Genomic DNA, 13,197 nt, shown 5'->3' with positions numbered 1-13,197 from the left:
GCCTCCTCGCGCCAGACCATCTAGGGAGAATAGCGTGGACCCCATCCAGGAAGCGGGCACCCTCCTCGCTCGCGCGCGGACCGGAGACGCCATTGCCGGCCTGCCGGACACCTTGCGCCCGAAAACAATGGATGCGGCCGAGGCGATCCAGCACGCGACCCTCACCGCGCTCGGCGACCGCCCCGGCGGCTGGAAGGTTGGGCGGTTGGAGGGGCAGGTATTCACCGCGCCCATTCCCGCCGCTCACATCGTCGCCCAACCAGAGGGCAAGGAGGGCGTCTCCTTCCGACCCGAGCGGTTCATCGAGTTGGAACTGGCGCTTGTGTTCCGGCGAGGCTGCACCGCAGCCGACATGGCGAGCCTCGTCCTCGGGGACCTGCCGGATCTCGCGACGCCGGCGACCCTGCTCGAATTCGTCCGCCCGCGCTTCCTTCCCGACGCCCGGGTCACCGCCCTGGAGCGGATCGCGGACTGCATGGCCAATCAGGGCGCGATGCTGACGCCGACGCTGATGCCCTGGCGGCTCGAGGATCTGGACCTTATGGGTACCGCCATTCTGTCGCAGGACGGCGAGGTGATCTCCCGCCGGGACGGCGCCCATGTGGCCGCCCCCGTGGTGCCGCTGATCGACGCCCTCCTCGACCGCCTGCGGCGGGGGAACCGAGGAATCGCGGCGGGCGAGGTGTTCACCCTCGGCAGCCTGTCCGGCATGCCGCCCATCCCGGCTGCAGGTGCCGAATACCTGGGCGAGGTCGGCCAGCTCACGCCGCTGACCTGCCGCGTCGCGCCTGTCTGATCGAGAGTGACGGCCGGGGCCTCAGCCCCGGTCGCGCATAACCCGGGCCTTGTCGCGCTTCCAGTCGCGCTCGGCGATCGCCTGGCGCTTGTCGGCCTTGGTCTTGCCTTCTGCCAGGCCAAGGGTGAGCTTGGCGACACCGCGGTCGTTGAAGTGGATGTCGAGCGGCACGAGCGTGTGCCCTTCGCGCGTCACCGCGCCCGCCAGCGTCTCGGCCTGCTTGCGGTGCAGCAGCAGCTTGCGCGGCCGGCGCGGCTCGAAATGGGCGACAACGCTGCCGGCCTGCCATTCCGGGATGTAGAGATTGAAGATCCACATCTCACCGTCGCGCTCGCCTGCCCAGGCCTCGGTCAGCGTCGCGCGGCCCGCACGCAAGCTCTTCACCTCGGGCCCGACTAGGACGATGCCGGCCTCATAGGTATCGAGGATTTTGAAGTCGAAGCGCGCCTTCCGGTTCTGCGCCGCGATGCCGTGGCTGATGAGGGTCTTTTTCTTCTTCGCTTCGGCCATGATCCTAGTTCAGCAGCCCGGCGCCGCTCATGGCGGCGCGCACGCGCTCCCTTGTCGTGTCGGCAACGGGTGCCATCGGCAGGCGGCAGAATGCGCCGCCATAGCCGAGCAGGCTGGCGGCATACTTTACGGGGCCCGGCGAGGTTTCGCAGAACATGGCGTCATGCACGGGCAGCAGCCGGTTCTGGATGGCCATGGCCTCCTTCACCCGGCCCTCGGCCCAGGCGTCCTGCATCTCGCGGCACAGGCGGGGCGCGATGTTCGCGGTCACGCTGATGCAGCCCACCCCACCGGCGGCGTTGAAGGACAACGCCGTGTGGTCCTCGCCCGAGAGCTGGCAGAAATCCTCGCCGCAGGCGGCACGCGTGTGCAGCGGGCGAGCCAGATTCGCGGTCGCATCTTTCACGCCAACGATGTTCGGGTGGCGCGCCAGCCGGGCCATCGTCTCCACGCTCATGTCGATCACGCTGCGCGGAGGAATGTTGTAGATGATGACGGGGATGTCAGCCGCATCCGCGACCGCCATGAAGTGCAGGTACATCCCCTCCTGCGTCGGCTTGTTGTAGTACGGCGTCACGACGAGCACGGCATCCGCCCCGGCCCGCTTGGCATGCTGCGTCAGCGCCACCGCCTCGGCCGTGCTGTTGGATCCCGCGCCCGCGATCACCGGCACCCGCCCGCCCGCGGCCTCGATGCAAAGTTCAACAACCCGCTCGTGCTCGTCATGGGAGAGCGTCGGGCTCTCGCCGGTGGTGCCGACAGGAATGAGCCCCTGCGTACCCTCGGCCACCTGCCAAGAGACGAAGTCCTGGAAGGCGCGCTCGTCCAGCGCACCGTCCGCGGTCATGGGCGTGATAAGGGCGGTGAGCGAACCCTTGAACATCGGGGCGTTTCCTGGTGGCGCGAAGGCGGGGGGCAGAAGATGGGGTGCCGGCGCCGCTGGCGCCAGACGCGGCCCGGTCGCGCCCGGGCCAGTCGCTCCGATTACGCGCCCGGCCGCGCGTGAACAAGGCCTATGGCCCAGGCGAGTGGGACAGCCGCGGCAGGACAGGCTAGAAGCGCGGGTGATGCGAATCCCGGCCCGGCCGGCGGCAGCCGTCCTCTTCGCCGCATTTTTCATCCCTGCCGCCCCACCCGGGGAGGCGCAGCCCGCCGTCGCGCGTCCGCAACCTGCCCGGCCCGCGCCGGCCGGAGACAGCACTGTTCAGCCCATCCCAGTCCAGTACTGGGCCGGTCCGGCACAGCGGGGCGCCGGGCGCGCCGCGCTGGGCCTGGCCAATGGCGGCCGGCACACGGAGGCGGCCGCTGCGGCGGCCCAGGCCGACCCGCTGGTCCGCAAGATTCTGCTCTGGCTGCGTCTCCAGACCCGGGGCCAGGGCACGGCGGCGGAGCTCGCCGCCTGGGTCGCCGAGAACCCCGACTGGCCTCTGCCCCAGACGCTGAACCGCCGTACGGAGGAGGCGCTGGCCACCGATCCGGACGACGCGCGCGCCCTCGCCCATTTCGCCCGTAACCCCGCAATGACGCTGGACGGCGCCCAGCGCCACGCCGATGGCCTTTTGCGGAGCGGCGACACGGCACGGGCCACCACTATCCTGCGCGCGGCCTGGACCGAGGGTCTCGGGGATGCCGGGGCCGAATCGGGCTTTGCCGAGCGCAATGCCGCACTTCTCACGGCCGAGGACCGCTGGCGCCGCTTCGACCGCCTCTTCCTCTCCCGCGACCTCGGCGATGCCGCCCGCGCGGCCGCCTGGGTCGATCCCACGCAGCGGGCCCTGGCCGACCAGCGCCTCGCCATCGCCGGTGAGCGGGCTGGCGCAGTCACGGAGAGCAACGACCTCGGCACGCTAGCCGCCAGCGCGCGCCTCCTGCGCCGGGGCGAGCGCGACGCCGAAGCCGCGGCCGCTTGGGCGGCCGCCGCGCCGCTGCAGCGGGATCTCACGCCGGAGGCGGCCAAGGCGATCTGGGCGGAGCGACAGGTTCTCGCCCGCAAGCTGCTGCGCGTCGGCCAGGACCGGCTGGCCTATCAAGTTGCGTCCCAGCACGGGCAGACGAGCGGCGAGCCCCGGCAGGAAGCGGAGTTCCTCGCCGGCTGGGTCGCACTTCGGCGCCTGAACGATCCAAGCACGGCCGCACGCCACTTCGCCTTGCTCGGCGACAACAGCGCCAGCATCATTACCCGCGCCCGCGCGGCCTTTTGGGAAGGTCGCGCACTCGAAGGCAGTGACGCCGCCCGCGCCAAGGTGAAGTTCCACGAGGCCGCTCTGCTCGGCACCGCCTATTACGGCCAGCTCGGCGCGCTGGCCCTTGGTGAGGACGAGGCGCGCCTTTCCGCCCGCATCCGCGCCATCGCTCCGCCCCAACCCGATGCCGAGATGCAGCGCCTGTTCATGGGGCGCGAACTGGCCGCTGCCGCCACTGCGCTCGCCGATCTCGGTGATGCCCGACGCGCGCGCATATTCCTGCTGCGGATGGAGGAGCTCTCCCCGGATGCGGCGGATCGCGTACTGATCGCCCGCCTTGGGGTGCAGCTCGGCCGGCCGGACTTCGCAGTGTGGATCGCCCGCCGGGCCGGCGCCGACGGGGTGATGCTGCTGCCAGAGGGCTGGCCCACGCCCTACCCCGCACCGCAAGGCGTGCTGGAGCCGGCGGTGGTGAACGCCATTGCCAGGCAGGAAAGCAATTTCGACCCTGAAGCCGTCTCCCCCGCCAACGCGCGCGGCCTTATGCAGCTTCTGCCTGCGACGGCCGCAGGCGTGGCCCGGAAGCTCGGCCTGCCGCACCAGCCGGGCTGGCTGACCAGCGACCCCGCGCATAACATGCGGCTGGGGTCGCAGTACCTGTCGGACCAGATGGCGCGCTTCGGCGGCAACCTGGCACTGGCCGCCGCCGCCTATAACGCCGGGCCGGGCCGTGTTCAGGAGTGGCTGGGTACCTATGGCGTCCCCGGCGAGGGGGGGCTGGACGTGATCGACTGGATCGAGCTGATCCCCTTTACGGAAACCCGGAACTACGTGCAGCGCGTGGTGGAGAACGTGATGGTGTATCGCGCGCGCGACGCAGCGGCGGCCGGGCTGGCCCATCCGCTCAAGCCCTGGATGGCCGCGCCTTGAGCCCGTTGGAGGCGAAGATGCTGGACGTCCCGTTGCCCGTTGAGTGGCGCGTCGCGGCGCGCGATGGTCTGTCCCTTGCCGCGCTGGACTGGGCGGGGGACGAGGCGCGCACGCCCCTGCTGCTCCTGCCCGGCATCTGCCGTACGACGCGCGACTTCACCCTGCTGGCGGGCCGCCACCAGGGGCGCCGGCGCGTCGTCGCGATCGACTATATGGGCCATGGCGACAGCGCCCGTGCCGCTGACATTGCCCGATACCGGCCGGAGCGTGCGGTGGGCGACATCCTGGATGCCTGCGCGGCGCTGCACCTGCCGCGGGTGGTGCTCGTGGGCACCTCCTTCGGCGGGTTGATGGCGATGGTGCTCTCGGTGCTGCGCCCCACGCTGCTGCGTGGCGTCGTGCTGAACGATATCGGCCCGCGCATCGACCCGCGCGGCCTGGAACTCGTCGGTGGCTTCGCCGGCTACGATCCCGGCTTCGCCGATATCGACGAGGCGGTCGCCTACCTTCGCACCATCATGCCGCTCATCCCCCTGCCAGATGATGCGGCCTGGCGGCACTTCGCGGCCCTCACCTACAAGCCGGGCGAGGACGGCAAGCTGCACCCGCGCTGGGACACGCGCATCCAGCAGGCCATGGAGGCGGGCGGCGGCGCGCTCGATCTCGGCCCGGCCTTCCGTGGCCTGCGCCCGATCCCGACCATGCTCGTCTGGGGCGAGTCGAGCGAGTTCCTGGCCGCCGACACCGTCCGCGCCATGGTGCGCGACAAGCCGGACCTGGAACTGCTCACTCTTCCCGGCGCCGGCCACGCGCCCACGCTGGAGGAGCCGGAACTGGTCGGCCCGCTGGACGAGTTCCTGGACCGCATTCCCTGATGCGTCCTGCCATGGCGGCGGCCAGCCTGTTCGGCATCGGCTTCCTGCGTCCGGCTCCCGGGACCTGGGCCTCCGCGCTCGTGCTGCCCGCGGTGCTGCTCGGCCCTTGGGGGTGCCTCGTCCTTGGCATCGGCTTCTCGTTGCTCGGCATCCTGGCCGTATCCCGTCTTCCAGAGGCGCGGGAAGATCCGGGCTGGGTAGTCGTGGATGAGGCGGCCGGCCAATGTCTTGCCCTCGCCGCGCTGCCTGCCGATGCCGGCGCGTGGTGGGTTCTGGCGGCCTTCGCACTGTTCCGCGCGGCCGATATCTTGAAGCCTGGCCCGATCGGGTGGGCCGACCGGATGGAGGGGAGCACGGGCGTGATGCTGGACGATATCCTGGCCGGGCTGCTCGCCGGCGCGGTGCTGCTGGCCGCCCGCGCGGGGGGACTGGCGTGACGCCCCCCCTCACTCGGGCCCTGGCGATTGAGCTTTTGTACCTGTTGCGCTCCACGGGGCTGACCGTGGTGACTGCTGAATCCTGCACGGGCGGCCTCGTCTCCGCCGCGCTCACCGGCGTGCCCGGCTCCTCCGAATCCGTTCTCGGCGGACTCATCACCTATTCCAACAAGATGAAGACGGCACTGCTCGGAGTGCCGGAGGAGGTGCTGGCCCGTGTCGGCGCCGTGTCCGAGGACTGTGCGCGGGCAATGGCGGTGGGGGCGCTGCGTGCATCCGGCGCGGATCTCGCCCTTTCTCTTACCGGGATCGCGGGACCGGGCGGCGGAAGCGCGGAGAAGCCGGTAGGCCTTGTGTATATTGGCGGCGCCTTGCGTGGCGGCGCGCCCGTCGTGCAGCGGCACGTCTTCCCGGGCGACCGCGATGCAGTGAGAGAGGCGAGCGTCGAGGCCGCCCTCCGGCTCGGCGCCACCCTGTCGCGCGGCGGCAACTAGTCCGGACCAACGCCCCTGACACGGGCCTGTCGCGCCGTTGTATCCCGCCCCACCCTGGTCCGCTCCGGTCGTCTTCCGCTACGATCCTGCGCGCCGGACGCGAGTGGCGCAGCACGACTTGGCGGGAGTTTTCGTGATGAACAGTCTGACGCGGGCAGATGAAGGGGACGGCGGGCTGTCCAGTTCCGCCGATTTCGCGCCCGTCGTCCGCGCTGCCGGCGTCTCGGATGTGGAGGGGCTGGCCGTGCTCCTGTCCGAGATGCAGGCTCATTACGGCGCACCGGTTTCCGAGCCGCAGGCGCTGGAAGCGGCGCAGCTCCTCTGCAGCCTGCCCCCCGAAGGGTTCAACCCGCGCACACTGCTGGCTTTCGAGAACAATGTCGCCATCGGGTCCTGCGTGCTGAACGTGATGCTTCCCGCCGCCGAGCTGCGACGCTCCCTCTATGTCCGGGATCTCTACGTCTCGGCCCGGGCACGCCGGCGCGGCACGGGCCGAGCCCTGGTGGTGGGCGCTGCCCGGGTCGCACGAGAGGGCGGCTTCTGCGCGCTCGACTGGACGACGGACTCGCTCAACCTGCCCGCTCGCCGACTCTATGACGGCGCGGGCGGGCGGGTACTGGGACGCACCTACTACCGGATCGAGGCGGGAGCGCTCGCCACCCTGCTGGGAGAAGTCGGGCCCGGCCCCGCCTGATCCGAATCAGTTCCGAAGCAGGCGGCGGATCGCCTCCAGCGTCTCGCCGATCATAGGTGCCTGCACGTCCAGATGCGTGCAGGCGCGCAGCCGCCCGCCCAGGGCGCTGACCGCGATACCCTCGGCCCGCAGCGCCGCCTGGAGGGCGACCGGCGCCATCCCTGCTCCGGTCGGGTCGAAATAAACAAGGTTGGTGTCCGGCTCCTCCACCGCGATACCTGCAATCTGACGCAGCCCGGCGGCAAGGGCCTTCGCGTTGGCATGGTCCTCCGCGAGCCGGTCGACGTTGTGGTCGAGCGCGTAGAGGCAGGCGGCGGCGACGATGCCGGCCTGGCGCATGGCCCCACCCAACCGCTGCTTCCAGCGCCAGGCTTGGCCGATGAATTCCTCGCTTCCGGCCAGCACGGCGCCGAGCGGGGCGCCCAGGCCCTTGGTAAAGTCCAGCCACACCGTGTCGAAGCCCGAACACATCTCGGCGGCGGGCACGCCGGCCGCGACGCAGGCATTCATCAGCCGCGCGCCGTCCATATGCGTCGCCCAGCCCTGCTCATGGGCGATGTTCGTCAGCTCGTGCAGCGTGTTGACCGGCCAGACAGCGCCGCCGCCAGTATTGGCAGTCTGCTCGATCTCGAGGAGGGTTTGCGGCGGCGAGTGGCGGTTGCGGGGGCGGATGGCGGCGCGCAGCGTCTCGGCGTCGAACATGCCGCGCGGCCCGGGAAGCGGGTTGATCTGCACGCCGGCAATCGCGGCATGGCTGCCGCCCTCGCTCGTCAGAATATGCGCGGTCTCATGCGCCAGGACCTCGTCGCCGTTGCGGCAGTGCACGTTCAGCGCGACGACGTTGGCCATGGTGCCGGAAGGCAGGAACATCGCCGCCTCTTTCCCCAGCAATGCCGCCATGCGGTCGCAGAGGAGGTGCACGGTCGGATCGTCGCCATGCTGCTCGTCACCGACTTCGGCCGCCATCATCGCGGCCTTCATGGCCGGCGTGGGCTTGGTCTGGGTGTCGGAATAGAGGTTGATATGGACGGGCGGTGCGCCCGGGGCGGGGCGTTCGGGGGCATGAACCATGCCCCGACCTTGCCACCCCACGCCGCGCATGACCAGAACGCGCCGGCCGCACTGTAGGCGCCAGCAGGGAGGCTGCAGATCGAATACGTGGCAAGGCCCGGCCGGTCGGTCGTCTGCCAGCCCGGCTGGACTACGTGCTTACGCTTAAGTCGGAGATGCAGAGCGACGCTGTGGTCATCCGCGAGCACGAGGCAAGACTGGCCGGCCGCCGAACCTCATTGTCCTGACACGGGCTCAGGACGTGGCGCTGGCCGGCCGTGCACCCGGGCGCTCGCGCCCGTAAAGAGCCATCGCGCGCCGCTCGAAGGCGCGAACCATGAGGCGCACCGCCTCGTTGAACACGGTGCCGATCACCGCCTGCAGCAAGCGCGACTTAAACTCGAAATCAACGAAGAAATTGACCTCCACGCCGCCCTCGACCGGGGAGAAGCGCCAGTGGTTGTTCAGGTAGCGGAAGGGGCCTGTGAGATATTCCACATGGACGTGGTGCGGGCGCTCGAGGGTGACCCGGCTTCGGAAGGTCTCGCGGAACATCTTGAAGCCGATGGTCAGGTCCGCGATCAGCTCTCCCTCGTTGCGAGAAACCACCTGCGCGCCGACACACCACGGCAGAAACTCCGGGTAGCGCCGGACATCGGCCACCAGGTCAAACATCTGCTCGGGCGTGTAGGGAAGCCGCTTCTTCTCGGCATGGGTGGGCATCCGGCGCGGCTCTAAGCGGCCGTCGCGGGCGTGCGGCCGAGCGAGGCTTCGCGCGAGGCGCGCAGGGCCTCGAAGTCCTTGTCCGCATGGTAGGAAGAGCGCGTCAGCGGCGTCGCCGAGACAAGCAGGAACCCCTTCGCGCGCGCCATGCGGGCATAGTCCTCGAACTCGGCCGGCTCGACAAAGCGATCCACCGCAGCGTGCTTCACGGTCGGCTGCAGGTACTGGCCGATCGTCAGGAAATCGATCTCGGCCGAGCGCATGTCGTCCATCACCTGAAGCACCTCGGAGCGCGTCTCGCCAAGCCCGACCATCACGCCGGACTTGGTGAAGATGCCGGGATCCAGCCGCTTCACCTCGTCGAGCAGACGCAGGGAATGGAAGTAACGCGCGCCGGGGCGGATCGTCGGGTAGAGACGCGGCACGGTTTCCAGATTGTGGTTGAACACGTCCGGCCGGGCGGCCACGACCACCTCCAGGGCGCCGGGCTTGCGCAGGAAGTCCGGCGTGAGGATCTCGATCGTCGTGCCCGGGGCCGCGGCCCGGATCGCGGCGATGGTGCGGGCGAAGTGCTCAGCGCCGCCATCCTTCAGGTCATCACGGTCCACCGAAGTGATGACGACGTGACGCAGGCCCAGCGCCGCTACCGCATCGCCGACACGGCGCGGCTCGTCGGTGTCGAGGGCGTTCGGCATGCCTGTCGTGATGTTGCAGAAGGAACAGGCACGCGTGCAGATACCGCCCATGATCATCATGGTCGCGTGGCGCTGGGACCAGCACTCCCCGATATTCGGGCAGGCCGCCTCCTCGCAGACGGTGACGAGCTTGTTCTCCCGCATCAGGTTGCGGGTCTCGTGATAGATCGGGTGGGTCGGGGCTTTCACCCGGATCCAATCCGGCTTGCGCTTGATGGGGTTGTCCGGCCGGTTCGCCTTCTCGGGATGGCGGAGCGGCGCCGGGGCGGCACTGGGCACGATCCGGGCGATATGGGCCGGCAGCGCCGGGGCAGCACCGTCCTGAACGGCAATGAGAGCGGCCTCAGGCGCGCCGAGGCTCTCGGGCACAGGGCCGGAGGCCTGGGCGCCGCCGGCGCGGTGATCCACCAGGATACGGGTGGCCATGGAATACTTCCTTCGGCCGCCCCCCGAGAAACCGGGGCGCGGCGATGGGGGTGGGCGGGGTTCGCCTCTAGATGTGGATGACCCGGCCATATGCATCAAGCACGGCCTCATGCATGGCTTCCGAGACCGTGGGGTGGGGGAAGACCGTGTGCATCAGCTCCACCTCGGTCGTCTCCAAGGTCCGGGCGACGGTGTAGCCCTGGATCATTTCCGTCACCTCGGGCCCGACCATATGGGCGCCCAGAAGCTCGCCGGTCTTCGCATCGAACACCGTCTTGATCAGGCCCTCCGGCTCGCCCATCGCGATGGCCTTGCCGTTGCCGATGAAGGGGAAGCGCCCGACACGGACCTCATGGCCCGCCTCCTTCGCCTTCGCCTCGGTCAGGCCGACGCTGGCCACCTGCGGGCGGCAATAGGTGCAGCCCGGGATGTTCAGCGGGTCCATCGCATGCGGGTGCAGGCCGGCGATGCCCTCCACGCAGATGATTGCCTCGTGGGACGCCTTGTGCGCCAGCCAGGGCGGGCCGGCGACGTCGCCGATGGCATAGAGGCCAGGCTCCCCCGTCCGGCACAGCTCGTCGATGACGATGTGGCTGCGCTCCACCTTCGCCTTGGTGCCCTCCAGGCCGAGATCTTCGACATTACCGACAATGCCGACGGCCGAGATCATCCGGTCCGCCGTGATTGTCTGCGTCTTGCCGCCCGCCTCGACCGTGACGGTGACCGAATCGCCCGACTTGGTGATCTGGCCAATCTTCGCGCCGGTCAGCACGTTCATCTTCTGCTTCACGAAGGACTTCTGTACGAAGGCGCTGATCTCCGCGTCCTCCACCGGCAGGATGCGGTCCATCACTTCGATGAGCGTCACCTGGGCGCCCATGTTGAGGAAGAAGCTGGCGAACTCGCTGCCGATCGCGCCAGAGCCGATCACGATCAGCGACTTCGGCATGGTGTCTGGCACCAGCGCCTCGCGATAGGACCAGACGAGCTTCCCGTCAGGCTCCATCCCCGGCAGCACGCGCGCACGGGCGCCGGTGGCGAGGATGATGTTCTTCGCCTCCAGATCCGCGACCGGCTTGCCGTCCTTTGTGACGGAGAGCTTGCCGGGACCGGCCAGCTTCGCGGTGCCGTCATAGACGGTCACCTTGTTCTTCTTCATCAGCCCCTTCACGCCGGAGGAGAGCTGACCCGCCACCGCGCGGGAGCGCTTGATCACCTTCTGGAAGTCGAAGCGAATGTTGTCCGCCGCGAAGCCATAGGCATCGAGCGTGTGCAGGAGATGGTTGATCTCGCTCGCCCGCAGCAGCGCCTTAGTGGGGATGCAGCCCCAGTTCAGGCAGATACCACCCAGGTTCTCGCGCTCCACCAGCGCGACCTTCATCTTCAGCTGCGCGGCGCGGATTGCGGCCACGTAGCCACCGGGCCCACCGCCCACCACCACCAGATCGAATGCATCGGCCATGGGTGGCCTCCTCCGTGGCGACGCTCAGGGCGCCGCGTGATGTGTCAGGCGGCCAATCGCCGCAAGGCCTCGCCACTCAGCCGCTGGCCCAGCCACTCCTTCTTCGTTTCGGCGCCAAGGCCGCGATAGAAGGCGATGGAGGGCTCGTTCCAGTCCAGCACCTGCCAATCCAGCCGCGTCCACCCCTCCGCCACCGCGCGCTGGGCGAGGTAGCGGAAGAAGGCGCGTCCGATGCCCAGGCCCCGATACGCCGGCTCCACGAAGATGTCTTCCAGGTAGATTCCCGGGCGGCCCGTGAAGGTGCTGACATTGTTGAACCACAACGCTTGCCCGACGACCCGGCCATCCACCTCCGCCAGCACGGCGTGCAGCAATGGCCTTTCACCGAACAGCAAGGCGCGGAAGTCCTCCTCCGTGCCCACCGCCTCGTGCAGCAGCTTCTCGTATTCCGCGAGGTCACGGACGAGGCGAACCACCTCGGCCAGGTCGGCCGGGGTGGCATCGCGCAGCGTGAACGGGGCGGCGGTCTCGCTCACAGCATCAGGCTCAGGGGGTCCTCGACGATCGACTTGAAGGTCGAGACCCACTCCGCCGCCAGCGCGCCGTCGATCGCACGGTGATCGACCGAGAGCGTCACGGTCATCACCGTCGCGACCGCCAACTGCCCGTCCTTCACCACCGGCCGCTTCTCGCCCGCGGACACGGCCAGGATTCCGGCCTGGGGCGGGTTGATGATGGCCGAAAAGGTGGAGACGCCGAACATGCCCATGTTCGAGATGGAGAAGCCGCCGCCCTGGAACTCCTCGGGCTTCAGCTTGCCGGCCTTCGCGCGCGAAGCCAGGTCCTTCATCTCGGTGGAGATGGTGGCCAGCCCCTTCTGATCGGCCTTGCGGATGATCGGGGTGATCAGCCCGTCCGGGATGGAGACGGCGATGCTGATGTCCACGTCGTCGTAGATCACCAGCCCTTCGTCGGTCCAGGACGCGTTGGTGTTAGGCAGCTTCCGCAGGGTCGCGGCAGTCGCCTTGATCACCAGGTCGTTCACCGAAAGCTTGTAGGCCCCAGCGCCCTCCTTCGGCGAACGCGCGTTCAGATCCGCGCGCAGCTTCATCAGCGCATCCAGCTCCACGTCGATCGAGACGTAGAAATGCGGGATGGTCTGCTTCGCCTCGGTGAGGCGGCGCGCGATGACCTTCCGCATCGAGGAGTGCGGCACGAGCTTGTGCGGCGCCGTGATAACCGGGGCCGGCGCCTTGGGCGCGGGCCCCGGGGCAGCGGCAGGTGCCGGCTGCGCGGCGGCGGGCTGGGCCTGGGGCGTCGCAGCAGGCTTCGGTGAGGCCTGGGCAGCCTCGATATCCGACTTCACGATCCGCCCGTTCGGGCCGGATCCCTTCACGGAACCCAGCTCGATCCCGGCCTGCTCCGCCATGCGACGAGCAAGCGGCGAGGCGAAGACGCGCCCCCCCTGCCCGCCCGAAGCGGTTGCCGCGGGCGGTGCCTGGCCGGACGACTTCGGCATGTCCGGCATCACCGGCTGCTCGGCGGCGCCGGCCACCTTGCCGCCGGCGGCCTGCACGGCCTCCATGGCCGGGCCGGCGGAGGCGGACTGCGCCGGCTCCTCGGCCTTCTTCGTGCTGCTGCCGGCCGAAGTCGCATTGCCGGACGGCACGGCCTCGCCCTCATCGACCATGATGCCGATAGGCTGGTTGACCTTCACCCCTTCCGTGCCATCCGGCACGAGGATCTTGCCGAGGATGCCCTCGTCCACGGCCTCGAATTCCATCGTGGCCTTGTCAGTCTCAATCTCGGCGATCACGTCGCCGGACTTCACCTGCTCGCCCTCCTTCTTGAGCCAGCGGGCAAGCGTCCCCTCCGTCATGGTCGGGGACAGGGCGGGCATCAGGATGTTCGTGGCCATGGCG

Annotated in this window: 14 protein-coding genes; 6 read left to right on the top strand and 8 right to left on the bottom strand. The window is 69.4% G+C overall.

What is annotated here, in order from left to right:
- Window positions 1-34: 34 nt before the first annotated feature.
- Window positions 35-796 (top strand): hypothetical protein, encoded by a 762-nt coding sequence (locus ACVBD7_RS06040; RefSeq protein WP_458096598.1) that lies wholly within the window; start codon window positions 35-37, stop codon window positions 794-796.
- A 21-nt stretch (window positions 797-817) separates the two neighbouring features.
- Here the strand turns inward: ACVBD7_RS06040 and smpB are convergent, their stop codons facing one another.
- Entirely contained in the window at window positions 818-1,306 is a 489-nt protein-coding gene (gene smpB / locus ACVBD7_RS06035) for an SsrA-binding protein SmpB (protein WP_458096597.1), read from the bottom strand.
- 4 nt (window positions 1,307-1,310) lie between these two features.
- Complete coding sequence (gene dapA / locus ACVBD7_RS06030) at window positions 1,311-2,189, bottom strand: 4-hydroxy-tetrahydrodipicolinate synthase (protein ID WP_458096596.1); 879 nt, start codon at window positions 2,187-2,189, stop codon at window positions 1,311-1,313.
- A gap of 184 nt (window positions 2,190-2,373) precedes the next feature.
- On the opposite strand from dapA, the gene ACVBD7_RS06025 reads away from it, so the two are divergent.
- From ACVBD7_RS06025 to ACVBD7_RS06005, 5 genes are all read left to right on the top strand, one after another.
- Entirely contained in the window at window positions 2,374-4,419 is a 2,046-nt protein-coding gene (locus ACVBD7_RS06025; RefSeq protein ID WP_458096595.1) for a transglycosylase SLT domain-containing protein, read from the top strand.
- Window positions 4,420-4,436: 17 nt separating this feature from the next.
- Window positions 4,437-5,294, top strand: coding sequence for an alpha/beta fold hydrolase (locus ACVBD7_RS06020; protein WP_458096594.1), 858 nt, complete (start codon window positions 4,437-4,439; stop codon window positions 5,292-5,294).
- Window positions 5,294-5,731 carry a phosphatidylglycerophosphatase A family protein gene (locus ACVBD7_RS06015; RefSeq protein WP_458096593.1) on the top strand — a complete coding sequence of 146 codons (438 nt, stop codon included), beginning with the start codon at window positions 5,294-5,296 and terminating at the stop codon, window positions 5,729-5,731. The genes ACVBD7_RS06020 and ACVBD7_RS06015 overlap by 1 nt, the downstream gene beginning before the upstream one ends.
- Entirely contained in the window at window positions 5,728-6,225 is a 498-nt protein-coding gene (locus tag ACVBD7_RS06010; protein ID WP_458096592.1) for a CinA family protein, read from the top strand. Before ACVBD7_RS06015 ends, ACVBD7_RS06010 begins: the two co-directional genes overlap by 4 nt.
- A gap of 136 nt (window positions 6,226-6,361) precedes the next feature.
- Entirely contained in the window at window positions 6,362-6,919 is a 558-nt protein-coding gene (locus tag ACVBD7_RS06005; RefSeq protein ID WP_458096591.1) for a GNAT family N-acetyltransferase, read from the top strand.
- A gap of 6 nt (window positions 6,920-6,925) precedes the next feature.
- Here ACVBD7_RS06005 and ACVBD7_RS06000 read toward each other — a convergent pair whose 3' ends face one another.
- The 6 genes from ACVBD7_RS06000 to ACVBD7_RS05975 all read right to left on the bottom strand — a co-directional run bounded on the left by ACVBD7_RS06000 (window position 6,926) and on the right by ACVBD7_RS05975 (window position 13,193).
- A complete protein-coding gene (locus ACVBD7_RS06000; RefSeq protein WP_458096590.1) occupies window positions 6,926-7,990 on the bottom strand; it encodes a threonine aldolase family protein in 1,065 nt (354 codons plus the stop codon).
- 234 nt (window positions 7,991-8,224) lie between these two features.
- Entirely contained in the window at window positions 8,225-8,692 is a 468-nt protein-coding gene (locus ACVBD7_RS05995; protein ID WP_458096589.1) for a type II toxin-antitoxin system RatA family toxin, read from the bottom strand.
- An 11-nt stretch (window positions 8,693-8,703) separates the two neighbouring features.
- Entirely contained in the window at window positions 8,704-9,813 is a 1,110-nt protein-coding gene (lipA, locus tag ACVBD7_RS05990; RefSeq protein WP_458096588.1) for a lipoyl synthase, read from the bottom strand.
- 67 nt (window positions 9,814-9,880) lie between these two features.
- Window positions 9,881-11,275, bottom strand: coding sequence for a dihydrolipoyl dehydrogenase (gene lpdA, locus ACVBD7_RS05985; protein ID WP_458096587.1), 1,395 nt, complete (start codon window positions 11,273-11,275; stop codon window positions 9,881-9,883).
- Between the two features lie 44 nt (window positions 11,276-11,319).
- Window positions 11,320-11,811 carry an N-acetyltransferase family protein gene (locus tag ACVBD7_RS05980; RefSeq protein WP_458096586.1) on the bottom strand — a complete coding sequence of 164 codons (492 nt, stop codon included), beginning with the start codon at window positions 11,809-11,811 and terminating at the stop codon, window positions 11,320-11,322.
- Window positions 11,808-13,193, bottom strand: coding sequence for a pyruvate dehydrogenase complex dihydrolipoamide acetyltransferase (locus ACVBD7_RS05975; RefSeq protein ID WP_458096585.1), 1,386 nt, complete (start codon window positions 13,191-13,193; stop codon window positions 11,808-11,810). Before ACVBD7_RS05975 ends, ACVBD7_RS05980 begins: the two co-directional genes overlap by 4 nt.
- Window positions 13,194-13,197 lie beyond the last annotated feature (4 nt).

The sequence above is a fragment of the Roseomonas sp. WA12 genome (assembly GCF_054165765.1).
The sequence above is the reverse complement of the archived record's forward strand: the minus strand, read 5'-3'. Positions and strand labels throughout refer to the sequence as shown.

What these genes read in the sequence shown, in the direction of transcription:
- ACVBD7_RS06025 (WP_458096595.1), top strand. Translation starts at nt 2,374, where the DNA reads ATGCGAATCCCGGCCCGGCCGGCGGCAGCCGTCCTCTTCGCCGCATTT.
- ACVBD7_RS06005 (WP_458096591.1), top strand. Translation starts at nt 6,362, where the DNA reads ATGAACAGTCTGACGCGGGCAGATGAAGGGGACGGCGGGCTGTCCAGT.
- dapA (WP_458096596.1), bottom strand. Translation starts at nt 2,189, where the DNA reads ATGTTCAAGGGTTCGCTCACCGCCCTTATCACGCCCATGACCGCGGAC.
- lipA (WP_458096588.1), bottom strand. Translation starts at nt 9,813, where the DNA reads ATGGCCACCCGTATCCTGGTGGATCACCGCGCCGGCGGCGCCCAGGCC.
- ACVBD7_RS05975 (WP_458096585.1), bottom strand. Translation starts at nt 13,193, where the DNA reads ATGGCCACGAACATCCTGATGCCCGCCCTGTCCCCGACCATGACGGAG.
- ACVBD7_RS06020 (WP_458096594.1), top strand. Translation starts at nt 4,437, where the DNA reads ATGCTGGACGTCCCGTTGCCCGTTGAGTGGCGCGTCGCGGCGCGCGAT.
- lpdA (WP_458096587.1), bottom strand. Translation starts at nt 11,275, where the DNA reads ATGGCCGATGCATTCGATCTGGTGGTGGTGGGCGGTGGGCCCGGTGGC.
- ACVBD7_RS05995 (WP_458096589.1), bottom strand. Translation starts at nt 8,692, where the DNA reads ATGCCCACCCATGCCGAGAAGAAGCGGCTTCCCTACACGCCCGAGCAG.
- ACVBD7_RS06000 (WP_458096590.1), bottom strand. Translation starts at nt 7,990, where the DNA reads ATGGTTCATGCCCCCGAACGCCCCGCCCCGGGCGCACCGCCCGTCCAT.
- ACVBD7_RS06015 (WP_458096593.1), top strand. Translation starts at nt 5,294, where the DNA reads ATGCGTCCTGCCATGGCGGCGGCCAGCCTGTTCGGCATCGGCTTCCTG.
- smpB (WP_458096597.1), bottom strand. Translation starts at nt 1,306, where the DNA reads ATGGCCGAAGCGAAGAAGAAAAAGACCCTCATCAGCCACGGCATCGCG.